Genomic DNA, 21,667 nt, shown 5'->3' on the forward strand with positions numbered 1-21,667 from the left:
TTTGCATCAATTACACTTTACGTACCGTAAACCAGATGCGTTCAGATCTGGACGCTGCCGAAATTTCCGGTTCCTTGCAAAAATTCATGAACCTCACCGATTCTGTGCTCCCCACTCGCACAGCTGCTCCAACACAGGCAGCAGCGTCTGCCCTCTCGGTGTCAGCGAATACTCCACTTTGGGCGGAATCTGCGGATACTCCACGCGCTTAACCAGCCCGTCGGCCTCCAATTCCTTAAGCTGCGCGCTGAGAACTTTGTACGTCACCGCTCCGAGCTGTCTCTGCATTTCGTTGAATCGAATCGGCTGCTTGGCGGACACCAGATACAGAATTGCCATCTTCCACTTCCCGCCGATCACTGACATCGTATAACCGAACGGTGTGTCTTGGATTACCGTTTCCTTGCCCTTCAAATCGGAAATGCCCATGTTCACACTATCCTTTCGGATAGTAGCCCACTTCTTTGTGCGTACTATCCTTTTATTTTCGCCCAGTCTATACTAGCCTTACTTTAAAGTAAAGGGGCTAAAACAATGACGACCATTCAAACATACAACCATAATCTCTGGGATCACGGAATTTCGCAGGGGTACCTTGTCGACAGCACGCTGTATATCTCGGGACAGTTCTCCCATAACGCCGAGGGCGAGTTCGTCGGAGCAGGCGATATTCGGGCACAGATGAAGCAGACGCTGGAGAATTTGGATGCCGTGTTACGAGAGTTCGGAGCGACGAAGCATAATCTGGCTTACGTGGAGCTGTATCTGACGAATGCGCAGGAGCACGGGGAAACCGCAATCGAACTGTTCAAAAAGTATGTCGGAGAGCATCGGCCGGCGGGGAGTATGATCGGGGTGACTTACCTGGCATTTCCGGAACAGTGGGTAGAGGTTCGGGCTGTGGCGCATGTAGGCTAAGAAAAAAGAGAGGAGCTTCGCTTGGAGCTCCTCTCTTCGAATATTCGATTGTTCTTCCCGAAATCGTCTAAGCTTGTGGCGTATGCTAGAGCGCAGACAGCTGCTTGATCCATCCTTCCAGCTCGTCGACCAATCCTTTTGCAAGTTCGAAATCGGTATCTTTCAAGGCCAATTCGATTTGCATTTCGACCGACTTTTTCTTTTGCTCCGTTTCCAAGTAGTCTTTATCGAAATGACTGGCATAGATCATCTGTCTGAATTTTTTCATACTCATTTTTCGAATGGTCTTATTGTCAACGATCAGCACATAATCCATCCCGTTTACGACGGAATAGAAATCGTGCGAGACCATAACGATCGCACCTTTGTAGTCGATGATGGCTTTTTCCAGCGCGATCTGTGTATAGATGTCCAAATGGCTCGTCGGTTCGTCAAGCAGCAGCAGGTTGGCTTGACTGGCCGCGACTTTAGCCAATTGGAGCATGTTCTTTTCTCCGCCGGACAACGATTCGATCTTCTGCTCAAGGATCTCTTCTTCGAAGCCGTAGTTCGCCAGATACGCTCTGACCTCGTCATAAGTTTTGAATCCGGCGTCGATGAATTCATGCAGGATCGTATTCGAATCTTGCAGCGTTTCGCCTTGAAGCTGAGATAAGTACGCCACTTTCGTATCCGCATGGACTCCGATCGAGTCGTGATGGTTTCGGAAGATGTCCCGCAGCAAAGTCGTTTTCCCGGTGCCGTTCGGACCGATGATCGCGACTTTATCCGTGGATTTGATCTCGAAGTTTACGTTTTCCAACAGCAGCTCGTCGAAGGACGCGCTATAATGGTCGACTTTTACGACAACTGCGTCTTCCATTTCATGCTCGATCCCGAAGCGGATATCCGGCTGCTTGATCTCGACGAACGGCGCTTTGATTCTGCGCGCTTCCAGTCTTTCTTGGAACTTGACTCTGGCTTTTAACGCTCGGCCTCTGGATGCTTCTGAATTATAAGTCGCGATCGCTCTGAGGTTGTCGATGATGTGATCGTATCGCTCGATCTCTTCTGCCTCAGCGACAGCGATCTCCTGCAGCTCGATTTTGGTCTGAAGCAGCGAGAAATGATATTCGACATAGCTTCCGTCAAACTCTTGAATTTCCGTATTTTCCAGGTGAATGATTTTGTTGAAGCAATGGTTTAGAAGATAGCGGTTGTGCGTAACGACCAGCAGCATGCCTTTGTGGGAGTTGATCAATTTTTTGAGCGCGTTCAGATTTTCGAAGTCCAAAAATACATCGGGTTCGTCCATGATCATCAAGTCCGGATTCGTTAGCATTTCCTTCATGACTTGAATGAGTTTGAATTCCCCGCCGCTTAAGGAGGTTACGCTAACATCTTTTACCTTCGCGAGATTGGCCAGATTCAGCTTCTTATGAATGCGGCTCTCGAAATCGTCCCCGCCCATCGATTCCAACGCGTCCAGAGTGAGTTGATATTTCTCCATCATCGAATCCATATCCGATGTCGTCGCCATTTCGGCATAGATCACGTTGAGCTTCTCCTGAATCTTGGTAAATTCTTCACTAATATATTCAAAAACGGTCATTTCTTTCGCCGGGTCCACCTGAGAGAACTGACTGACGTAACCGATTCGGCAGTTCGGATCGATCTCCAGCTTGCCATCGAACAAATGCTTTTCCGGGTCCATCAGAATCTCGATCAGGGTGCTTTTCCCGCTGCCGCTTGTTCCGATAAAGGCGCAGTGCTGCCCTTCTTCGAGTGTGAACGAAATGTCGGTATACAGTTCTTTTTGCGGGAACGAGAAGGATAAGTGTTCAACTTTGATCATTGTGTTACCTTTCTTGGTAGCTGAAATGGGGTTGATTAGAGGTACTGCAGAACATGAATACGGAGTCTGCCGCACCTCAGATTAACACTGTTTACTGCCAAATTCAATGCTTAGACCAAGCCATGAACGCAGCCATCGAAGCCACGTTAACGATGACTCCATCCTTTCTGCTCAGCATATCGGGGTATGGCTCTGGGCTATGGCAGGCTAATCTAGATCTGACAAACTCTCAGCAAATTGCTGAAGTGGTGGAACGTGCATTTTTAGAACTGGGCACGATCGATGTGTTTGTCAATAATGCAGCCTATGGCTTGTATGGCGCAGTGGAAGAAGCAAGCGACAGGCAAATTGAGCATCAGTTTATGACCAATGTGCTTGGCTCCCTACGTGCAGCGCGTGCAGTCCTGCCCTTTTTCCGTAAGCAGGGCGGCGGTCACATGGTACAGATTTCGAGTATGGCGGGTCATTATTCTATTCCGGGTATGGGGCTGTATTGCTCTTCGAAATGGGCGGTCGAAGGAGCCTTTGAAGCGCTGGCTAAGGAAGTGGCTCCGTTCAATATTAAGACCACTATGGTGGAGCCCGGCGGAATCCGAACGAATTTCATTACAAGCAACGCCATATTCGGCGAGCGGATGGACGAATACCGGGATACGGAGGCAGGCCAATTCGTTAGCCTGATGAAGGGAGAACTGCCGGGTATAGATATGAGCATGTTCAATCAAATGGTTGTCGGCGATCCGGATAAAATGGCGCAGCAGATTATCCGTCGTGTCGACCAGGGAGAGGGCCCGATACGTATGGCGTTGGGCAGTGACGCCTATGAGCAAATCCGGGCAGCCCTGCTGGACAGACTGGCCGCTCTGGAAGCACAGAAAGAGCTGGCTTACTCCACTGATTCAGATGATGTGGTAAAACCATTTTAAAGGATACCAAAGCATTCGACATTCACGGCAACTGATATGCTCCTCTGAAGTAGCCGGGTTATTTATTAATCCTGTCTACTTAAAGGGGAGCTTGTTTAAAACTTGCCCTTATTTATGATACGGTTCACTGTATCATTTTAAAAACGAAATCAAAGGCACCCAACCGGGTGCCTTCTTTGCATAAATTTCTATGTCCATTAGAGCCTGCGGCTTTTCGGACGCAACGCCCAGGAGGCAATGCCAAGCGCGGCATAGAAAAGCGGAAGGATGAGATTGAATCCGTAATCGCCGTAATCATTAGCGAACGCATGAGCTAAAGCCGCTCCGGTCATTAGAAAAAAAATACCGCTATACGCCCATTCCTTAAGCCGAGGCAAGCCTGGTATTACGATCGCAATGACTCCAAGCAACTTCCAAACTCCAAGAATATTTGTGATATATAACGGGAAACCAATACCGGTCACTAGATCGACATTACCTCCATATCGCATCAGTTGCCCGATACCGCTTAATGTAATTGAGAATGCGAGTATAATTGTGACCGTCCAATAGGCGGCCAACCTTCCAACAGGGCGGGATGCTACTTTCGCGTTTTTTTCATGTGCCGTAGTAGTACTCATTTTCATTCCTCCTTTGATCTTGTTTTATTTTTTAACAACAGAAATCAGTCTTTATCCTGTTCCACTATCCGCCAAAAGCTTTCCTTCTCCTTGTTCATTCCGGCATAATCCTGGGTCTTTTTCTTCAAGGGCGTAAGCTGCCATCATAAAAACTCCTTTTTTTAATTTGGTTAATGTTTTTCCTATTTGATGTGTTTATAATAAACATTAATCATTTCAAATTGTGATACCGTTTAGGAAACTAATTACATTTTAACTACGACCCCTAACGCTCAACATGAAGAAAAATGAACCTCATTATGTTGCCATGTAAGGAAGTATTTCGATGGACGTCTTACTGATCCATGAGAAATACGGCAGGCATAGGGATTAAAGAGCTCGTACACGAATTAGGTCTTCATATAGCGTAAATGCATTTTAAGGGGAATTTCTTATGTCCAAATTCATCGACGTCCAGCCTCATCTTTGTACAACGCACGCTGTAAGGATCTGAGTAGAAGATTGCTCTCTGTACCATAAATTTACGAACCATATTATTTGGGCGATAGACTGAAAGATGGATAGAGAAGAAAGATACTTTTATCTGTCACTACTTCAAAGTTAGTGCTTAAAGTTTGGATCTACTCTAAAGGAAGGGGTTGTCCCACGCCCAGAAGACGCGGGCTATGAGGCTGTGCACGGGAAAAAATAGCTTTAATTTACTCGGTATGTACCCCCGGAATGCACCTGGGACTTCTCTAAGTTAAATAAGAACTCTACTTAAAGCGCTAAAATTGGACGGGCGGTTTGTTCTCCTATTCCTTTATCACCTGCCTCAATCCCTAGCAGATTCAACATCACGCCGACCCCAAAAGCCCGTCGGTTGGTGCCATCTCCTTACTCGGATTCTCCACTTGGTTTGACAGTGTAAAATGCAAGACAAGACAAATACCCCTTCTTGTGAAAAGGGGTAAGTTATCGTCATAAAAACCACCGGATGCTGTTACAAGCCAGTGCTCAGAAAGTTTCAGTTCAGGATTACTCCCTGTTCGCTATTTGCTCCTGAGCGAGACGGACCAATTCCCTAACCATGGAACCGCCAATTTTGCCACCGACATGGCCTGCTGATTCTGTTGTTAGTTGACCATTGTTTCCTCGGTGCAGAGGCACACCAAGCTCCTTCGCCACTTCGTATTTTACATCGTCTGGTTGATTCGGATTTACGGTATATCCTTCGCGCTTCATTACATCTGCTTTGAACGCTTGCATTCCCTGTTCGACCCCTGGCACCGCATATTTTCTCCTTCTTCTTGCCATCATACAGCACTCCCCTCGATGTTATTCCATAACATGCCCGGAAGCACAAAATTTCATCCCTATTCCCTAAAATTTATGAGTTAAATCATCATCTCCTCTTAATCTCCCGATCAAAGTACTTTTGATTCATTTACAAAAGACGAAGAAGCTGTTTTTGCACTTCTCACTTGCTGAAGAATCTGAAGCGACTGGATCAGTCGCCAAATTCAGCAGGCTATGAAACAATTGTTTTATTGACAATAGTCATTCGTAACGCATAATGCCTCAAACAGACGTTTTTTAAAGATCTCAAGGCCAGGAAACAGCAGTTTTCGCCCTACTTATGATACGGTTCAGCCCGCTAACTATTACGGCAGGTTTGATAAGCCATCATTCCAGAATAAATTTGGCAGATTTAGAGTAAAACCCTGTGTTCCATTATATTTTTCAAACTGATATGAGACTTTGAGGGACCCAGCTTTAAAAGGGAATCTTGAAATTCGGCAAGTTCCTCAATCGATGCCGTTTGTACCTTGATAAGATAATTATATTCTCCGCTTATTCGATATAAATCCGTTACTTCCCTAGCCATTTCACAAAAATCAACGATCATCTGGCAATGTTCTGTTTTGACTAGTATAAACGTAGTCATGCCCCGATTCAGATTCTTTAAATTTAATTCTGTGGAATACCCGGAAATTATCTTCTTATCTTCAAGTTTCAAAATCCTCTCTTTAACTGAAGGTTGGGACATACTGACTTCTTTACTGATTTGAGAGATAGACATTCGTGCATTGTGTTGAAGCAGCTGCAAGATCTTTTTATCCATATCATCGATTAGATGATCCATCCCCATCACTCCCTTGAATTGAATTTTAAAAAACTAAGCCATATCCATTAAAATAGCTTATATTTAATTACCATCCTTTCATTATATCCTCATATAACATATGTAATTCAACAAGTTAGTAGCTGTATACTATAAACAACATTCAAAATATACACAAGGAGAAATCAAGAATGAGCATAAACGGTCTTTCACATGTGGCGATCCAAGCCAAAAACTATAAAGCTACTATTACATTTTATATTGAAGTTCTAGGGTTCAAGGTTGGTCATCATTGGTCTCTGCCATCCTTTCAAATCAAAGAAGCCTCCATGCTAGTTTCACCTGACCAAAGAACCTGTATTGAGATCTTTGATAACGACGCTGTCATCCCTGCTCAAGGGAAGAAAGCATCGTCTGAAGAAGATATAACTTACGGAGCGTTATTACATTTAGCCTTCTACGTGAATAATGTGGATGAAATGTATCAAAAAGCCCTTGCTCATGGAGCAAAGGCTTTTATAGAACCGGATTACCTTTCACTTGGCGAACCCCCACTTGTAGTCAAGAATGCTGTCATTCACAGTCCCAACGGAGAAGTTATCGAATTTATTGAAGAGGTTGATTTTGATATGTCTACCAAGACTCATGCAAATTAAGCTTTATAACGAAAACTTGCCCTTATTTGTGATACGGTTCACCTCAACGGGTCTATCGGCGAAAAATGCGAAAAGGAGCTGTCGCGGCCAGCTCCCTTGTACTGTAATCAATCCAATTCGGCGCGAGAGAATAAATCCCTGATTGCTCTTGTTTGACATACGACCCGCTATAAAAATGAAACTATTGTCGCAGCTATAGCTCTTTTTTGTCTTATCCCAAGCAAATCAGGGCAAAAACATCCTGGTTACGGAAAATCCAGCTCATCATCGATGACACGGAATATCTCCCTATTCCGCACCGGATACCGGGCATCCAGTTCCTCCCACTGCCGCTTCGGTAAAATCAAAAAGTCGAATTTCGTATTTGTCCCGGATCAGCTCCTGAAAGCCGCGAATCGTGATATAGCGATCATTTCCGGTAAAGGTAAGCGCAATCGAATGCAGTTGTCCATTGTAGGTAACGTCCAGTCCTTTGTCCGTAGACGTCACCTCGACCGTTTCATCTGGAAGCCGTTTACCGAACAATCGGACGATCTCCTCGTCATCCTCTCCCCAATCTACAGTGACGCTGTATACGAAAGCCCATAAATATACACAGAAAGCCACCGAAGTAATCGGCAGCCTTATTATCGATGATTCAACTATCGTTCCGTTAGAACTATGGAGCCATTTAACGAAACGATACCAAAAACTTTATTCAAGTTTTTTCCAACTCTGTGTGGTGGCTGATCTACCATCATCATCTTCATCATTGACTCTTCCAAGTTGTTCAAGGGGCTTTTTGTGTTCCTAGCAAAATAGTTCGTAGTAAGTAGAAGATTATGATAGCAATCTAATTTTTTATATCGTATGATTCTTCACATACAATAAGATTTTGCAATAATAAGCTTCATAATATATATCTTATTACACTTTAGGGGAATAAGGCGTACTGCGGATTATTTATATTTTCCGTACGGGAGTTTTTTCGGAATGGAGAGACTATGAAAAAAAATATTGTCTTTATGATTGCATTACTTATACTGTTCACCGGCTTCGCAACACCAAGTTATGCATTATCAGACTCGCAATCTGATTCAATACAAACCTTGTTGGATGATGCAAGCCGTATATCAGGTGTACCGGGAATGTCAATCTCCATACTTGCGAACAATGAAGTACTCTACTTTTCTTCCGGGTATGCAGATCGTGAAAAGGGACTGCCGGCAAGTGAAAATACTCTATATGAGCTGGCTTCGGTAAGTAAAGCTTTTACCGGCATGGGTATTCTGCTGATGGAAGAACAAGGACTGCTGTCAATGTCAGACCCTATCCAGAAATATTTGCCTTGGTTTACGTTAAAGTATCAGGGGAAACACGTTGATATGCAAAGTATGACACTCAATAACTTTTTACACCATACTAGCGGCTTAACAAATGGCAGTCACAGTCAAAACATTCCACAAGGCAATACGCCGGATATGTTGCAAAAAACCGTAGAAATGCTCGTAGATTCTGAATTGTCGTTCTATCCCGGTGAGCAGTATAATTACGGAACTGTTAATTATGACGTATTAGGTCTGGTTATTGAGATTGTGTCGGGACAAAGCTATGAAGACTTTATGAAGGAACAGGTATTTCAGCCGTTGGGTCTTCACCAGACGTATGTTTATAAAGAAGATGCTCAAGCCACCGGACAGTTGGCACAGGGCTACCGTTCTTCCTTTTTTATGACAACCCCATATAACGCGCCGGATTTTTCCGGGAATAAACCCGCAGGCTACATCATTTCTTGTACAAAAGATATGGCGCGTTGGATGGGCATACAGATGGGTATTGTGCAGGACATACCCGAAATATTCCATACGGTTATCGAAAAATCACATCAGGGTGATAGGTCTGTTCCGGCTGTCAACGAAATGTATTATGCGGCGGGCTGGTCGGTAAACGCCAACCAAACGATTATAGAGCACCCCGGGGGCAATCCCAATTTCGGAACCGAAGTGGTCATACTGCCAAATGAACGAACAGCCATCAGCTTGCTGACCAACGGCGAAAATATCAATAGAAGCATGGTACTAAAAGTTAAAGATATATTAGATGGCAATCTGACGCAGTCATATGGAATAAGCGGCACACAGCTTTTGGACATCATTTTGTCGTCTGGCACAATTATTCTTTGCCTATTGGCTGTTCTGTTCTTTCTCTTAGGATTACGCAGAAGGAAAACGAATGAGCGGCAGCCAATGACAAAAAGGCGAATAATCGTAACAGCTATTTTGCTAATTGCTACGATTGTCCAGTGTATAATATGCTATGCATTAGATTGGTCAGAGATACTTATTTGGCGAACATATAGTGTTCTTACAGCTTTGATTTCGGCGGCCTTATTAACAGCAAGCATTACATGGTTTGTATACACTCACCGATATAATGCCTCGCTCCGAAAATAAGCATTTCATTCGTTCGCCTTATTGAAAAAACGCGAAGATTTCTTTTAATGAGAGAACAATATCAGCTTAGAAGGAAGTGTCAGGCACCCCCTATTTTTCGCCGTCACTTATGGTAGGGTTCACCGCGGTTAATCTTTACCGCCCGATAAATTTGCTCCACCAGCACCAGACGCATCAGCTGGTGCGGCAAGGTCATGCGCCCAAAGCTCAAACGCTGCTTCGCGCGGCGCAGCACCTCATCGGAGAGCCCATGGCTCCCTCCGATGACAAACACGACATGGCTCGTCCAGTACGTGCCGAGCTTGTCGATTTCCGCGGCCAGCTCTTCCGAGCTCCAGAGCTGGCCATCAATGGCGAGCGCGACGACATGCGCCTCGCTCTTCACATGCGCGAGGATGCGTTCGCCCTCGCGCTCTTTTACCGCCCGTACCTCTGCTTCGCTCAGGGTATCGGGCGCTTTCTCATCCGCGACCTCGATCATCTGAAATTTGATGTACGGGGCGAGTCGCTTGGCATATTCCTGAATGCCCAGCGTCAAATATTTATCCTTCAGCTTGCCCACGCCAATAATCTGAATCAACATAAAACCATTTCCTCCATATCTTCAATCTCGGTATGTATCCATTTATGAGCGATGCCTCGACACACCGTATATCCTCTAACGAACCTCACACACCTTATTCAGCCTCATTTACACATTTTGCGCGCCTAATGAACTTCAGCCACGCTAATATGCAGCATTTAAGCCATATGCACATCATTCCGGGCAAATAGCGTGGCTACGGTTCGTTAGCGCAAACATCGACCCAATTTACTCCGAATAAGACGTCTGAGTTCCTTAGCGTGATTGACTCCCCCTGCTCGACCTCCCCACAAACAGCACAAGACAGCACACCACGCCAATGCGCAAACTCCCCCACAAAACGCAAAAAGAGCGCTCTGACACGCTCTCTTTTGCTTCTTGCCTGTGATGTTCATACCGGATGGAAGGCAGGCCGGGGACACCCTATCATACAGTGCCTGCGGCCGTTCGTTCCTACAGTACGCTAAACGACGAGGAATTCCGCGTGCTGTTCGCATTCGGAACATTTGGCAGGCGGGTCCCAGTCGGCAAATTCCGTCTCCTTCAGATCAACGATATCCGGAGCGTCCTCATACTCATCGACGAACTTGTCAATGGCGATGTCCACGTGTTCTTTGCATACAACGTACATCCGTTCAAGCATCCTTTCTGTAACCAGCTATGCTCCCGATTCACAACCGCTTATCCATACAGGATAGCCACTTCTCTGTTCTATCACACCTCAGGCTGAAAAGAAACCCCTAACTCCCATTTATCGTGCCCAACTTCCAGGAAACCTCTCCATTCGCCACGAGCAAACGGCAAAAAAGCGCCCTCTCCGGGCGCTGTATCATACATATATTCGGTTAGGCAGCTCCATTTACTCCAACCCGGATTGCGCCTTCGTCAGCAGCTTGCCGCCCTGGAATGCCAATACCGCATTGGCCCCCGTATCGCCAACCCCTTTGTAGTTATAAACCACCATATTTTCTGCTTCGCTCAAGGCTTCTCCCTCACCGCCCAGGATGTCGATTACTTCGTCAAACGTCATGCCCACTTCAATTTTCTCGTACTGTGCAAACGTAATAACTACGCTATCGCCCCTGCCTGCGGAACCGTTATTGCCTAGTCCGGCAGATGAGCTGCCTCCGCCCTGGCTTGCAGCAGCGACGCTTGCGCTCAGCTCATCCAGCTTTTTTTTCAGATCCGTAATTGTAATGTTCTGTTCTTCCAGCTTGCCGGACTGTTCCTCCAGCTTTTTCTCCAACGCGGCTACGCGGTCCTCCTGCCAGGAAGCATCGCCGCCGGATGCAGTATTCGTTTCTGTCTTGCTTCCGCATGCCGACAATACGGATAACAGCATCATAAGCGAAGTTCCGCCAAGCAGCAGCTTTCTAGCGTATTTCATAGTCCCAGGGCCCCCTATATTCATATCTGCTTCCATTCATCCGTCCAATACAACAACTCAGGCGCAGCACCAACGCCAACCCTCGACCATCGTCTCATGTCCTATAAGGCATAGTACTCACATGCTAACCAGTGTATCATAGCAGAAAACTTCTGTAACTGAGACTTTCGCTCTGGGCCCATCCGCTTAATCGGATAAACAAAAATCCCCTATATTCGCCAAACTGCGAGCCATGCCTGCATCAGACAAATGACAACGCCGTTCCCGAACAGGGGATACTCGCAATAATGTGCAACTGATAAACGGAGTGACTCCGTGCCTTGATCGAACAAGCAACAAGGCGGGACGATCTCCGCTTCGTTTTACTCCGGTTTATCTGCCAGCGTTACGCTGACCTTTTCCACTTTGCCATCGCGGTAGAACGTCACTTCCAGCGTATCGCCGATTTTCTTTTTGTCGTACAAGTACTTCCGCAGATCCAGCGTAGAGGTAATCGGTTGCCCGTCAAATTCCGTAATGACGTCGTTCAGCTTCAGGCCGGCTTCGGCAGCCGGACCGGATGCCTCCAGCACAACCACCCCGCTGTCTACATGCGAAGGCAGCTTCAAATCCTTGCGCTGCTCATCGTCGAGCGGAGCGTACGGGTTGCTAAGATCAACGGTGTACACGCCCAAATATGGACGCGTTACCTTGCCGTGCAGCAGGAGGGCATCCACCGTTTTCATCACTTCATTCATCGGGATCGCAAATCCAAGCCCCTCTACGCCCGTATCCGAAATTTTCATCGTATTGATGCCGACGACCTTGCCGTTCAGGTCCACCAGCGCACCGCCGCTGTTCCCTTCATTGATCGCCGCATCCGTCTGAATGACGTTTTGCTCCCAATCGTACACGCCATCCTGGTTGATCGACACCGGCAGAATGCGATCCGTGTAACTGACGATGCCGGAGGTCAACGTACCTCCCAGTCCGAGCGGATTACCGATGGCCAGCACCGTTTGCCCGCGCTGCAGCTTGCTCGAATCGCCGATCTCGGCTGCCGGGCCAAGCCCTTCCGCATCCGCAGACAGCACGGCAATATCGCTCACCCTGTCCTGACCGACCAGTTTGGCTTTGTGCGTTTCGCCATCTACCGTCACAATTTCCAAGTCGCTGGAACCTTCAATAACGTGATGGTTGGTCATGATGAAGGCTTTGCCGTCTTCCTTCTTGAAGATAACCCCGGAACCGAGCGCGGACTCCTCCATCGACAGACTGCTGCCCGTTTTGTGATTGACGATGCTGACGACGGAAGGACGGACCTTCGCAGCCGCCTGGATAATCCGGTCATACGGATCGGCTGCTTGCGCCGCTTGAACCGAGCCTCCGCTTCCGCTGCCAATGACGTTGGACAACGGGACTGCTGTCGGCTGCGAAATGAAGCTGTAAAGCATCACCGTCACGACCGAGCTAATCACCGAACTGATGACAGCCACTTTGACGGTCGAACCGAATCCGGAGCGGGAACGCGATCTGCGCGGGTTCTGCCAGCGATCGCGCCCACCGGGGCGGAGAATCTGAAGCTTGCCTTTCTGTACAGGCTCGGCGCGTCTTGATACCTTGGTTGAATAAAAGTCGTCTCCAAACAATCCCATCGTGATCCTCTCCCCTTCGTTGTCACGCATCAAGACCTTGACTGCCGCCTGCCCTAATGTTCGTCGCGAACATGAACCGTCGCGCATCCCCGCATCGTTCACGCAAGCGACGGACAAAATTTCCGATCACTATTCCTTAAGCATGCTGCATCCATCATATTGGCGCTTGCCCGTTTTGCTACTTCATGCTCATTTTCGGAAATCTTTCATATCGTTACATTTTCGAAGGCAGCGGATGCCATCGACTATGTATAACAACATCGCTTCCATCCCGGTTCGCCATGCTGTTTGCAGCCTGATATTTATGCATAAAGCTTCTCGATTCCACACGAACTTATGGCCTTTAATCCAGCCCTCTATATACTAAACACGAAATATTCCAAAAAGTTGCATAATCATGAAGATGATCGTAAATTCTCTGCATTTTTTCTGTCTTCCGCACCCTGCGGCTAATTAGTCACACTATCTATCACCACAAAAACAGCCCTGCTAACCGCCTATTTCCGGCGTAAATAAAATAATTTCCAGTCCTGCCGAGCCGTCCCTTTCAGCATACACGCCATTCCAGCCAATTTGTAGAGGGAAAAAGAGGAATGTTTTCCACGTCCTCTGACTACAATAATAGTAAAAGATATTCGAAGCTTCATAGAAGGAGGGTTAATGTTGAATCGCACACGCACACTCACAGCTATGGAAGAGGTTCATATGGCATCCAAACTGGCCGACCTGAAGGAAGAGCATTATCGCAACACGCTTGCGCTCAGTACGATGATCGAACTGCTGGTGGACAAAGGCATACTCACCCGCGAAGAGGTGGAACGCAAGGCTGCCGAACTCGACAGCTTTATGGCTGACCCACCCTATCCCATGGCGTAGGTCGGTCGTAATACGTGTCGCACAGCCTGAACTCATGGTCCTTATAAAAGCAACCGCGGCTCTCCATGGCATCGCGCACCGACATTCTGGCCAAATCGATCATATTATGGTCCAAGCTAAGGTGCGCCAGATAGGTGCGCTTGAGGCGCCCGTTCATCAGCTCGCTGAGCGCCGCTCCTGCCGCCTCGTTCGAGAGGTGCCCGATATCGCTCAGAATGCGACGCTTCGTATTCCACGGATAACGTCCCATGCGCAGCAGCTCCACGTCGTGATTCGCCTCCAGAACGAGCACATCCGAATCTGCAATCGCGTCGCGCACCTTATCGCTCATATAGCCGAGGTCGGTCGCCACCGCCAGCTTCTCGCTGCCGTCATCGAACGTATAGCCGACCGGCTCTGCGGCATCATGGGAGATGCCGAACGATTCGACGCGCAAGGAACCGAAATCCTTGTTCTCCCCCGTCTCGAAAATACGCCGGTTTTCCTCCGGAATGGCTCCGACCGATTTCTCCAGCGCTTTCCACGTGTTCGTGTTCGCATAGATTGGTAAATTATATTTGCGGGAGATCGCGCCTAGTCCTTTAATATGATCCGAATGTTCGTGCGTGACCAAAATTCCGTCCAGCTCCGCTCCCGAAATCTCCCGTTCCAGAAACAGTGCCTCCAGCCGCTTCGCACTGAGCCCAGCATCGATCATCAACGAGGTTCCCCCATGTTGGATGACTGTTGCATTTCCCGTCGAACCGCTGGACAACACGGTAAAATATATCCCCATAACGCATTACTCCTCTAGTTTGTCTGTCTTGGGACTGAATACATCCCCGCTGATACCCTGCACGTACAGAATCTCGCCGCTTTCCAGCACGAACCGCCATGCCGGCATCGCCACTTGCATATCCGAGTTGAATAACTGACCATAATATCCCAATTGAATATCCTTCACGATGGCATCATTGGGCAAAAAGTTCTCGATCAGCGTTCCCAGCGCCTTCGACGCCGGGAGCACCTGCTGCTCGCTGTCCTCCGTTGTCGTGATCCGCACCGGCGTCTGACGGTAACCCGTAATTTTCTGATCGCTGTAGAACAGCTCCAGGCTGACGTTGAAGAGCGGCCATTTCCCGTCCACCAACGGATGAAGAACGAAGGCCCCATCTTCGGCCATCAGTTGATCAAGTCGATAACTGCCGATTTGTACAATTTCATCTTTTAGCGCATTTTCCAACTCGCCCTGTGCAAAGATCAGCTTGCTGTCGATCGGTTGATCGAGATTGACTTCAAGGCCCGCCTTATCCTCTTCAATGAACTCATAGGACAGTTTCGGCAGCTTCGGCGTTTCACTCGGGATGGGGGCAAGCACTTGAATGCCCTTTTCCTCCATCGCCAGCTGGGTATTGTCCGCCAGGGAGGTGAAGTCCAGATTGGCTCCGGCCGTCTCCCGGGCATCCACCCAGATCTGATAACCAAGCACCAGGTTAAGCAGCAAAAAGGCGTAGATCAACACATTTTTCGCGCGTCCCCAATCCAACAACCTCACCTCCGCTATGACATGATTCAAAAGAAAACCGTTACACTAGGCCATTCCTATGACACCGTGGTCTCTTCTCCGTTCGTGAAACGGATGACCCATACGGGGATCAGCTTCAAGCCATCCTCCGTCGCAGACGGGCGGTATGCCGGATATACGTCCTCTACCTGACGAGTGGAGCCGGTCACCTTTTCGATCAGTGCCTTCAGCTTGTCCCCTCCCGAGAGCTTGACCGCCTTTTTGGTCTCCGAGCCTTCGTTCAGGTACTCCAGCGAACGTTCATAACTCGACACCGTTTCCTGCTGCATTTCCATGCTGATCGTACCGAAACGGAATTGCGCCAGATCGAGAATCGGAAAACTGCCATAGTACTGCTGGAATTGGAGACTGGTCCGGTTATCGCTGGATTCGATCATCATGCGGGACCTGCCCTTCCACCCGCCATGCTGGTTGACGAAATCCACCGCAGACAGCGCATCCTTGGCCGGGTCGCTCTGACCCGCCGGCGGTGCCGCAGGATCGGTATACGTCATCCAGCGCTGCTCCTGTTTGATTTGCAGACTGCGCTTGCTGTCCGTATAAATCTCCGATCCGTCCTTTTCCCGAATGTTTCGGGTCATGCTTGGATCGAAGAACAGGCTGCGCTGCATCTGCTCGACCGTGAATTGGCCTGTCGGCACCTCGGCTTCGATCGTTTCCAGCGCCGCCCTTGGAATGTAATATCCGCCTTCCATCAACGTATACGGCGTCCAATTGCTGCCGAAATCCACATGCTGCTGCACGTCCTGCACGGTCAGGTCGGCCTGTGCAGCTTCGTATACCACATCGCCTTTGGCACTAAAGAACAGCGCATGCACCTTGGAGTCGTTTTTGGCCGTATAAATGGAAATCCGGTTGATCGTCTCTCCCTGGAACAGCGAGTCCGTGCCAAGCCGCATTACCCGCTGCAGCAATTGCACGGGAATGCCTTCTTTGAAAGACAGCTCAAAGCCTTGATTCTCCTTGCGAATCTTCTCCCAATTGACGGATTGCACGTTTCGGCGCTGGAAATCCTCAAACGTCCGGCCCTGAATCCGCGAATAGATCAACTGATAAAAGGTATTGCCCGGATAGAACACGGTATGTTTATCCCCACCCAAATGAATAATCATCTGATCGGGGAAGATCAATTCCTCAATATTGCGCTCCTGGCCCATATTCTCGGTTTTGACATAGTTTGTCTCGGAGGTGACTACCGAATCGCCGCCGCCAGGCAGACGATAAATCAAGAAATAGCTCTGCACGAGGCTCGCAGCTACCAGCGAAGCAAGCACGAGTGACTTAATGCGTTCCTTCACTGTGCTCACCTCCTTCGCTCCGCATCGGCAGCTTAAACGTAACCGTTGTGCCGACGTCCAGCTCCGATTCGAGCGAGATGCTGCCGTCATGCGCTTTTACGATTTCCCGGGCAATGGACAGCCCGAGCCCTGTGCCGCCCATGCTGCGGGATCTGGCCTTGTCTACCCGGTAAAACCGCTCAAAAATGCGGTCCAGGTCCCGCTGCGGAATACCCACCCCGGTATCGCTCACCGAAACGGCCAGCGTATTCCCGCCTTCGCGCCTTGCCGAAATCGTAATCGTGCCGCCCTCCAGCGTGTATTTCAGCGCATTGGACACCACGTTGTCCAGCACCTGGTCAATCTGGTCGCGATCCAGCGGAACAAGCGGCATCCCGTTTTCCACCGACAATACGGACTGAATATCCTTCTGATGCATCTGGAAGGAGAAACGGTCCGTCACTTCCTCCAGCATTTCCAGCACATCGGTGGGCTGTTTGCGGAGTCGCGCCTCTTTGGAATCGAGCCGCGACAGATGCAGCAAATCGGTAACCAGCCGAATCATACGCTCCGTCTCGTTTTGGATGACGCCCACGAAACGGCCCGCCAGCTGCGGATCTTCCAGTGCGCCGTCATCAAGCGCTTCGGCATAACTCTTGATGGTTGTGAGCGGCGTGCGCAGCTCATGGGAGACGTTGGCGACGAACTCCCTTCGCGACGCTTCCAGTTCTTCTTGCTCCGTGACGTCCTGCAGCACGGCAATCGTCCCCGTAATGCCCAGGTCGCGCCGATGCACAGGCGTGAATGTCATGCGGATGACGACAGGCTCCTCCTGCCCGGCTGGCGCAATCTGCAGCAACGTCGATCCGGTGAATCCGCTCGCCAGCGCCTCGGCATCCTCCGGATCTATGCCGAGCAGCACGGCAAAATGCCTGCCCTCGATATCCGCAGGACGCATGCCCAGAATGCTGCTGGCGCGGCGGTTCACCAGTATGACTTTGCCATATTCATCGGTTGCCACCACGCCGTCGCTCATATTGGTCAGAATCGAAGTCAGCTTTTCCTTCTCTTCTTCGTTCTGGGAGAGAGCGTCGCGCAGCCTGCTCGTCATATAGTTAAAGGCCCGGCTGAGCTGTCCGATCTCATCCGTGCCGAATACGGGCGTCTGCTGGTCGAAGTTGCCTTCGGCCACCGCCGTGGCCCGCCGCGTGACTTCTTTGATTGGCTGGGTGATCGTATGCGACAGGATCACGCCAAGCACTGCCGTTAGCACCAGGGCGATCAGAATGCCCGAAATGAAAATTTTGTTGATGCCTTCCATGGTGGCGTACAACTCGCTCATCGAAGCGGCGATGTACACTGCGCCGATAATTTTGCCGCCGGACATGACCGGCTTGGCGACGACTTTTTTGCGCACATTATCTTCGTCGACAATGTACTCTTCATTATCCCGAATGCCTTGCAAGGCACGACTAACTACGGTTTGCGTGTTTTTCCGCCCCACGTAATCGGAGTGCGAGCTTAAAGAGGTCGTCAGCACCTTCCCGCTGGCATCGAGAACCTGAATCTCCGCACCGTTGATATTGAACAGATTGTTCACCAACACGCGCAGGTTTTCCGTACGGTCTTCACCAGCCTCCGGGTCGCCGCCAGCCAGCGTTTCGCCCACCAGCACAGACAACATTTCAGCCCGGGCCTGCAAATCCTCCGTAAAATTGCTCGTTAACGAATTCTTCATCGCGCTGACGAAATAAACCCCGATCAATTGCATCGCAATCAGGATTAGCAGCACATAGATAATAATCAGCTTGGCTTGAATCGTGCGAAAGAATGAAAACTTCAAGAAGCGGCTCATTACAGACCTACGCTTTTGGGGCTGCGCACCAGATAACCGAGACCGCGCCGGGTCAAGATCGTTTCCGGCTTGCTCGGATTCTCCTCAATCTTCTCGCGCAGGCGGCGAATCGTCACGTCGACGGTCCGCACATCCCCGAAGTATTCGTAACCCCATACTGCCTGCAGCAGATGTTCGCGCGTCATCACCTTGCCCGAATTTTTCGCCATATAATAGAGAAGCTCATACTCGCGATGAGTCAGGTCGAGCGGTTCGCCTCCTTTGTACGCTGTATACATGTCCATATCGAACGCCAGGTCGAACAAACGCAGCACTTGCTTCTCATCATCCTCTGGTGCCTCCGTTGACGCTGCAGCGATGACCGGCTTCTGCCGCCTGCGCATCTGTGCCTTTACCCGGGCAAGCAGCTCGCGCGTACTGAACGGTTTCGTGACGTAATCATCCGCGCCCAGCTCCAGCCCGAGTACCTTGTCGATCTCGCCATCCTTGGCGGTCAGCATGATAATGGGCATCTCCAAATGAGCGCGAACTTCACGGCATACGTCCATGCCGTCTTTGCCCGGCAGCATCAAATCCAGCAGCATCAGGTCCGGCTTCTCGGATAGCGCCAGCTCAACCGCACGAATGCCGTCAAAGGCACAAATGACCTCATACCCTTCTTTCTCCAGATTAAACTTCAGAATGTCCGCGATAGGCTGCTCGTCGTCAACCACCAGAATCTTTCCCTGCATCTGCTGTATTCACCCCTATATCCTGCATGATCCGCCGCAGCGGTCTATTTCTCTTTTCTATATAAGCAACGCTTCGCTTCTCCAGATTGGTTCTGCCTCTCCGTTAGCGTGTAAAAATTGAGTTCAGCCTATATGCATGCTCATTCTCTATATAACGCACAAACGATGCTGCTATTTCCCGGTGGCGAAGCTTGTCTCCCCATTTCGGGAAATCATACATGTTTGTCCTACATTGGATGGATTATAATCAATAGTTTAACATACCTTGAGCGGCGTAACATCCCGAACCGGCGTCTCAATACTCAGAAATTGAAAGTTTTTTACATATTGATGATCATCGCAATAACATGTCCGAGAACCCGCCTGACCTCAGTCCCTGATCGGTCCAACGGTGCCTCTATCTTCCAGAACCAGAAAACCGAAGTCCTGCCATCACAAAAAGGCCAGCCTAAGCTGACCCATAGATATAGCGGTTCGCACAGCAGCATTCGCAGCCACCACAATCCGCCTTATATTCAGTTCTAATTCAAATAAGTGAGCGGGTTCTCCACCGTTCCGTTGTTATGGATCTCAAAATGAAGATGGGTTCCGGTAGAGCGTCCCGTATTGCCCATAACGCCGATGCTTTCGCCTTTTTCGACGACTTGTCCTACCTTGACGCCGATGCTGTCCAGATGACCGTATAACGTTTCGTATCCGTTGCGATGGTTGATGATGATCACATTACCATAACCGGTCTTCTGGCCTGCAAACGTCACTACGCCTTCGTCGGACGCCTTCACGTCCCGATTGCCGACCAGGTCGATGCCTTTATGCTGGCGGCCCCAGCGTTGTCCGTAGCTGCTGGATATGGAAGCGCTCGATACCGGCCAGGCAAACGCGCCAGTCCCTTCGCCCACGACCTTGGTTCCTTTCAGAACCACTTCCGTTACGGCAGCCTTCACGACTTCCTGACCCAGCCATTCTTCCTTAACGACCTCACCATTCTCCTTGGTGACGCGGTACTGCATGTTTTTCAGGCCGCTCTGCCCCGGGCGGACCACTTTGGTCGTGCCAGCTTTCAGATCGGCGCTTTTGCGCACCTCGACTTGCGGTTTAATCTCGATTTGTTCCACGATCTGTTCGACCGACTTGACGGTCACGGCCGGTTTCGGCACCGTCAGCGTCAGTTTATCGCCGATTTGCATCGACGTTTCCTTGATTCCGGGATTGTTCTTGCGAATCTCCGCCTGCGTAATCTCGAATCTCGCTGCGATGGAGGAAATCGTGTCTCCTTCCTGCACAACGTAAGTTACCGGCGAGTCCTTGCCTACGGTCAAAGCCTTGACCGCTTCGGACACGTCCCAAATTTTGTTGGGGTCGGCTTTTACGGCGTCGGTGGAAACCTCCTCCTGGATGTCGACCGACTTCAGCGTGGTGCTGGGTCCATCTGCCTTGGAGGAAGAATTCGCCGATACCGACTTCGTCTTGAGCGGGCTGCTCACGGCCGCTGCCGATATGTATTTGCTCTGCACCTGTTCAAGTACCTTGTTCGCCGTTTCCTCGTCTTTCACGATGCCGATGACTTCACCGTCCACCTTGATTTCGACGCCTTTGGCGTAAGCTGTCAGCATATCGCTCAACTTATCCAACGTACCCTGACTGTCCACTTGAGGCTTGTAGGATTTCGCCGTTTCCGTCGTAATGCCTTCGGTATTCAGGACCATCTCTGCGTCCGGATATTTATTTTGGTATTCCTGCGTTTTGTCTGCGAATAGTTGTTGCAATTGTGCCTCGTCCGCGATGCTTCCGACAGGATTGCCTTTAACCAATACGTTGTAATACGTAAGCGTGTTGGCCGCTATGTATTGCTTGGCTGCGAATCCGATCGAAGCTGCGATGAATATCCCGCATGATGCGGCGATGATCCATTTGCGCGAGGTCCAGGCGCGCGCTTTCGTTACACTGAAGTTGGACATGCTCATGCTGTTCTTGTCTTCGGCCTTCGGGTGTTTTCCGGATGGTTCGTGTTTCCGGATTTTTTTGCCCGGTTGGCTTATGCCTTTGAAACCTTTCATGATTCTCTCCTTTTCAGCACTTCTAAAACCGCATTCTGTCAAGACATTACCCGTCGTGTCTGTCTTATGCCTGTCAATGGTTATATTGGGTGTCCGCAAAAATCAGGACTTTAGCTGCGTTTGTAAAAGTGTCAAAATTTTAACCTTTCATCACACCCGTTTACTTTAACACAGGTTTTACAGGCATTTCAACTACAGCGATCACGGCGCAAA

The 21,667-nt window shown here is 49.3% G+C and carries 21 protein-coding genes; 5 read left to right on the forward strand and 16 right to left on the reverse strand.

The genetic code is table 11. From position 1 onward, the window contains the following. Nucleotides 1-93: 93 nt before the first annotated feature. Nucleotides 94-429, reverse strand: coding sequence for a winged helix-turn-helix transcriptional regulator (locus SNR34_RS30710; RefSeq protein ID WP_236413601.1), 336 nt, complete (start codon nt 427-429; stop codon nt 94-96). 105 nt (nt 430-534) lie between these two features. On the opposite strand from SNR34_RS30710, the gene SNR34_RS30715 reads away from it, so the two are divergent. Beyond that, entirely contained in the window at nt 535-918 is a 384-nt protein-coding gene (locus SNR34_RS30715) for a RidA family protein (protein ID WP_236413602.1), read from the forward strand. A gap of 85 nt (nt 919-1,003) precedes the next feature. Here SNR34_RS30715 and SNR34_RS30720 read toward each other — a convergent pair whose 3' ends face one another. Then, nucleotides 1,004-2,752 (reverse strand): ABC-F family ATP-binding cassette domain-containing protein, encoded by a 1,749-nt coding sequence (locus SNR34_RS30720; protein ID WP_486180901.1) that lies wholly within the window; start codon nt 2,750-2,752, stop codon nt 1,004-1,006. 53 nt (nt 2,753-2,805) lie between these two features. Here SNR34_RS30720 and SNR34_RS30725 point away from each other — a divergent pair, with 53 nt between their 5' ends. After that, nucleotides 2,806-3,678 (forward strand): SDR family NAD(P)-dependent oxidoreductase, encoded by an 873-nt coding sequence (locus SNR34_RS30725; protein WP_486180902.1) that lies wholly within the window; start codon nt 2,806-2,808, stop codon nt 3,676-3,678. Between the two features lie 197 nt (nt 3,679-3,875). Here the strand turns inward: SNR34_RS30725 and SNR34_RS30730 are convergent, their stop codons facing one another. The 3 genes from SNR34_RS30730 to SNR34_RS30740 all read right to left on the reverse strand — a co-directional run bounded on the left by SNR34_RS30730 (nt 3,876) and on the right by SNR34_RS30740 (nt 6,423). Beyond that, complete coding sequence (locus tag SNR34_RS30730; protein WP_486180903.1) at nt 3,876-4,298, reverse strand: DoxX family protein; 423 nt, start codon at nt 4,296-4,298, stop codon at nt 3,876-3,878. Nucleotides 4,299-5,315: 1,017 nt separating this feature from the next. Next, the gene (locus SNR34_RS30735; protein ID WP_486180904.1) at nt 5,316-5,597 is read right to left on the reverse strand and encodes an alpha/beta-type small acid-soluble spore protein; all 282 of its coding nucleotides are present in this window, start codon (nt 5,595-5,597) and stop codon (nt 5,316-5,318) included. Between the two features lie 391 nt (nt 5,598-5,988). Continuing rightward, nucleotides 5,989-6,423: an Lrp/AsnC family transcriptional regulator gene (locus SNR34_RS30740; RefSeq protein WP_486180905.1), complete on the reverse strand. Its 435-nt coding sequence runs from the start codon at nt 6,421-6,423 to the stop codon at nt 5,989-5,991. A gap of 170 nt (nt 6,424-6,593) precedes the next feature. Here SNR34_RS30740 and SNR34_RS30745 point away from each other — a divergent pair, with 170 nt between their 5' ends. Continuing rightward, nucleotides 6,594-7,058, forward strand: coding sequence for a VOC family protein (locus SNR34_RS30745; protein ID WP_236413614.1), 465 nt, complete (start codon nt 6,594-6,596; stop codon nt 7,056-7,058). A gap of 288 nt (nt 7,059-7,346) precedes the next feature. Here the strand turns inward: SNR34_RS30745 and SNR34_RS30750 are convergent, their stop codons facing one another. Continuing rightward, nucleotides 7,347-7,583, reverse strand: coding sequence for a hypothetical protein (locus SNR34_RS30750; protein WP_236413615.1), 237 nt, complete (start codon nt 7,581-7,583; stop codon nt 7,347-7,349). A 458-nt stretch (nt 7,584-8,041) separates the two neighbouring features. Here SNR34_RS30750 and SNR34_RS30755 point away from each other — a divergent pair, with 458 nt between their 5' ends. Then, on the forward strand, nt 8,042-9,490 hold the full coding sequence (locus tag SNR34_RS30755; RefSeq protein ID WP_486180906.1) for a serine hydrolase domain-containing protein: 1,449 nt from the start codon (nt 8,042-8,044) through the stop codon (nt 9,488-9,490). A gap of 103 nt (nt 9,491-9,593) precedes the next feature. Here SNR34_RS30755 and rlmH read toward each other — a convergent pair whose 3' ends face one another. The 4 genes from rlmH to SNR34_RS30775 all read right to left on the reverse strand — a co-directional run bounded on the left by rlmH (nt 9,594) and on the right by SNR34_RS30775 (nt 13,094). Further along, a complete protein-coding gene (gene rlmH / locus SNR34_RS30760) occupies nt 9,594-10,073 on the reverse strand; it encodes a 23S rRNA (pseudouridine(1915)-N(3))-methyltransferase RlmH (RefSeq protein WP_486180907.1) in 480 nt (159 codons plus the stop codon). Nucleotides 10,074-10,536: 463 nt separating this feature from the next. Next, nucleotides 10,537-10,704, reverse strand: a complete 168-nt coding sequence (locus tag SNR34_RS30765) for a CxxH/CxxC protein (RefSeq protein ID WP_236413618.1) — start codon at nt 10,702-10,704, stop codon at nt 10,537-10,539. 228 nt (nt 10,705-10,932) lie between these two features. Beyond that, nucleotides 10,933-11,460 (reverse strand): hypothetical protein, encoded by a 528-nt coding sequence (locus SNR34_RS30770; RefSeq protein WP_486180908.1) that lies wholly within the window; start codon nt 11,458-11,460, stop codon nt 10,933-10,935. A 362-nt stretch (nt 11,461-11,822) separates the two neighbouring features. Continuing rightward, entirely contained in the window at nt 11,823-13,094 is a 1,272-nt protein-coding gene (locus SNR34_RS30775; protein WP_236413620.1) for a S1C family serine protease, read from the reverse strand. Nucleotides 13,095-13,754: 660 nt separating this feature from the next. On the opposite strand from SNR34_RS30775, the gene SNR34_RS30780 reads away from it, so the two are divergent. Further along, nucleotides 13,755-13,970 carry a hypothetical protein gene (locus SNR34_RS30780; protein ID WP_339275410.1) on the forward strand — a complete coding sequence of 72 codons (216 nt, stop codon included), beginning with the start codon at nt 13,755-13,757 and terminating at the stop codon, nt 13,968-13,970. Here the strand turns inward: SNR34_RS30780 and SNR34_RS30785 are convergent. From SNR34_RS30785 to SNR34_RS30810, 6 genes are all read right to left on the reverse strand, one after another. After that, a complete protein-coding gene (locus SNR34_RS30785) occupies nt 13,939-14,745 on the reverse strand; it encodes an MBL fold metallo-hydrolase (protein WP_339275411.1) in 807 nt (268 codons plus the stop codon). The two genes, SNR34_RS30780 and SNR34_RS30785, sit on opposite strands and share 32 nt — an antisense overlap. Before the next feature lie 6 nt (nt 14,746-14,751). Next, complete coding sequence (gene yycI, locus SNR34_RS30790) at nt 14,752-15,495, reverse strand: two-component system regulatory protein YycI (RefSeq protein WP_236413624.1); 744 nt, start codon at nt 15,493-15,495, stop codon at nt 14,752-14,754. 56 nt (nt 15,496-15,551) lie between these two features. Beyond that, entirely contained in the window at nt 15,552-16,832 is a 1,281-nt protein-coding gene (locus SNR34_RS30795; protein WP_236413626.1) for a YycH family regulatory protein, read from the reverse strand. After that, on the reverse strand, nt 16,816-18,666 hold the full coding sequence (walK, locus tag SNR34_RS30800) for a cell wall metabolism sensor histidine kinase WalK (protein ID WP_236413628.1): 1,851 nt from the start codon (nt 18,664-18,666) through the stop codon (nt 16,816-16,818). The genes SNR34_RS30795 and walK overlap by 17 nt, the downstream gene beginning before the upstream one ends. After that, nucleotides 18,666-19,397 (reverse strand): response regulator YycF, encoded by a 732-nt coding sequence (gene yycF, locus SNR34_RS30805; RefSeq protein WP_339275416.1) that lies wholly within the window; start codon nt 19,395-19,397, stop codon nt 18,666-18,668. Before yycF ends, walK begins: the two co-directional genes overlap by 1 nt. A 521-nt stretch (nt 19,398-19,918) precedes the next feature. Further along, nucleotides 19,919-21,454, reverse strand: coding sequence for a peptidoglycan DD-metalloendopeptidase family protein (locus SNR34_RS30810; protein WP_486180909.1), 1,536 nt, complete (start codon nt 21,452-21,454; stop codon nt 19,919-19,921). Nucleotides 21,455-21,667 lie beyond the last annotated feature (213 nt).

Source organism: Paenibacillus sp. XP01, assembly GCF_057364885.1.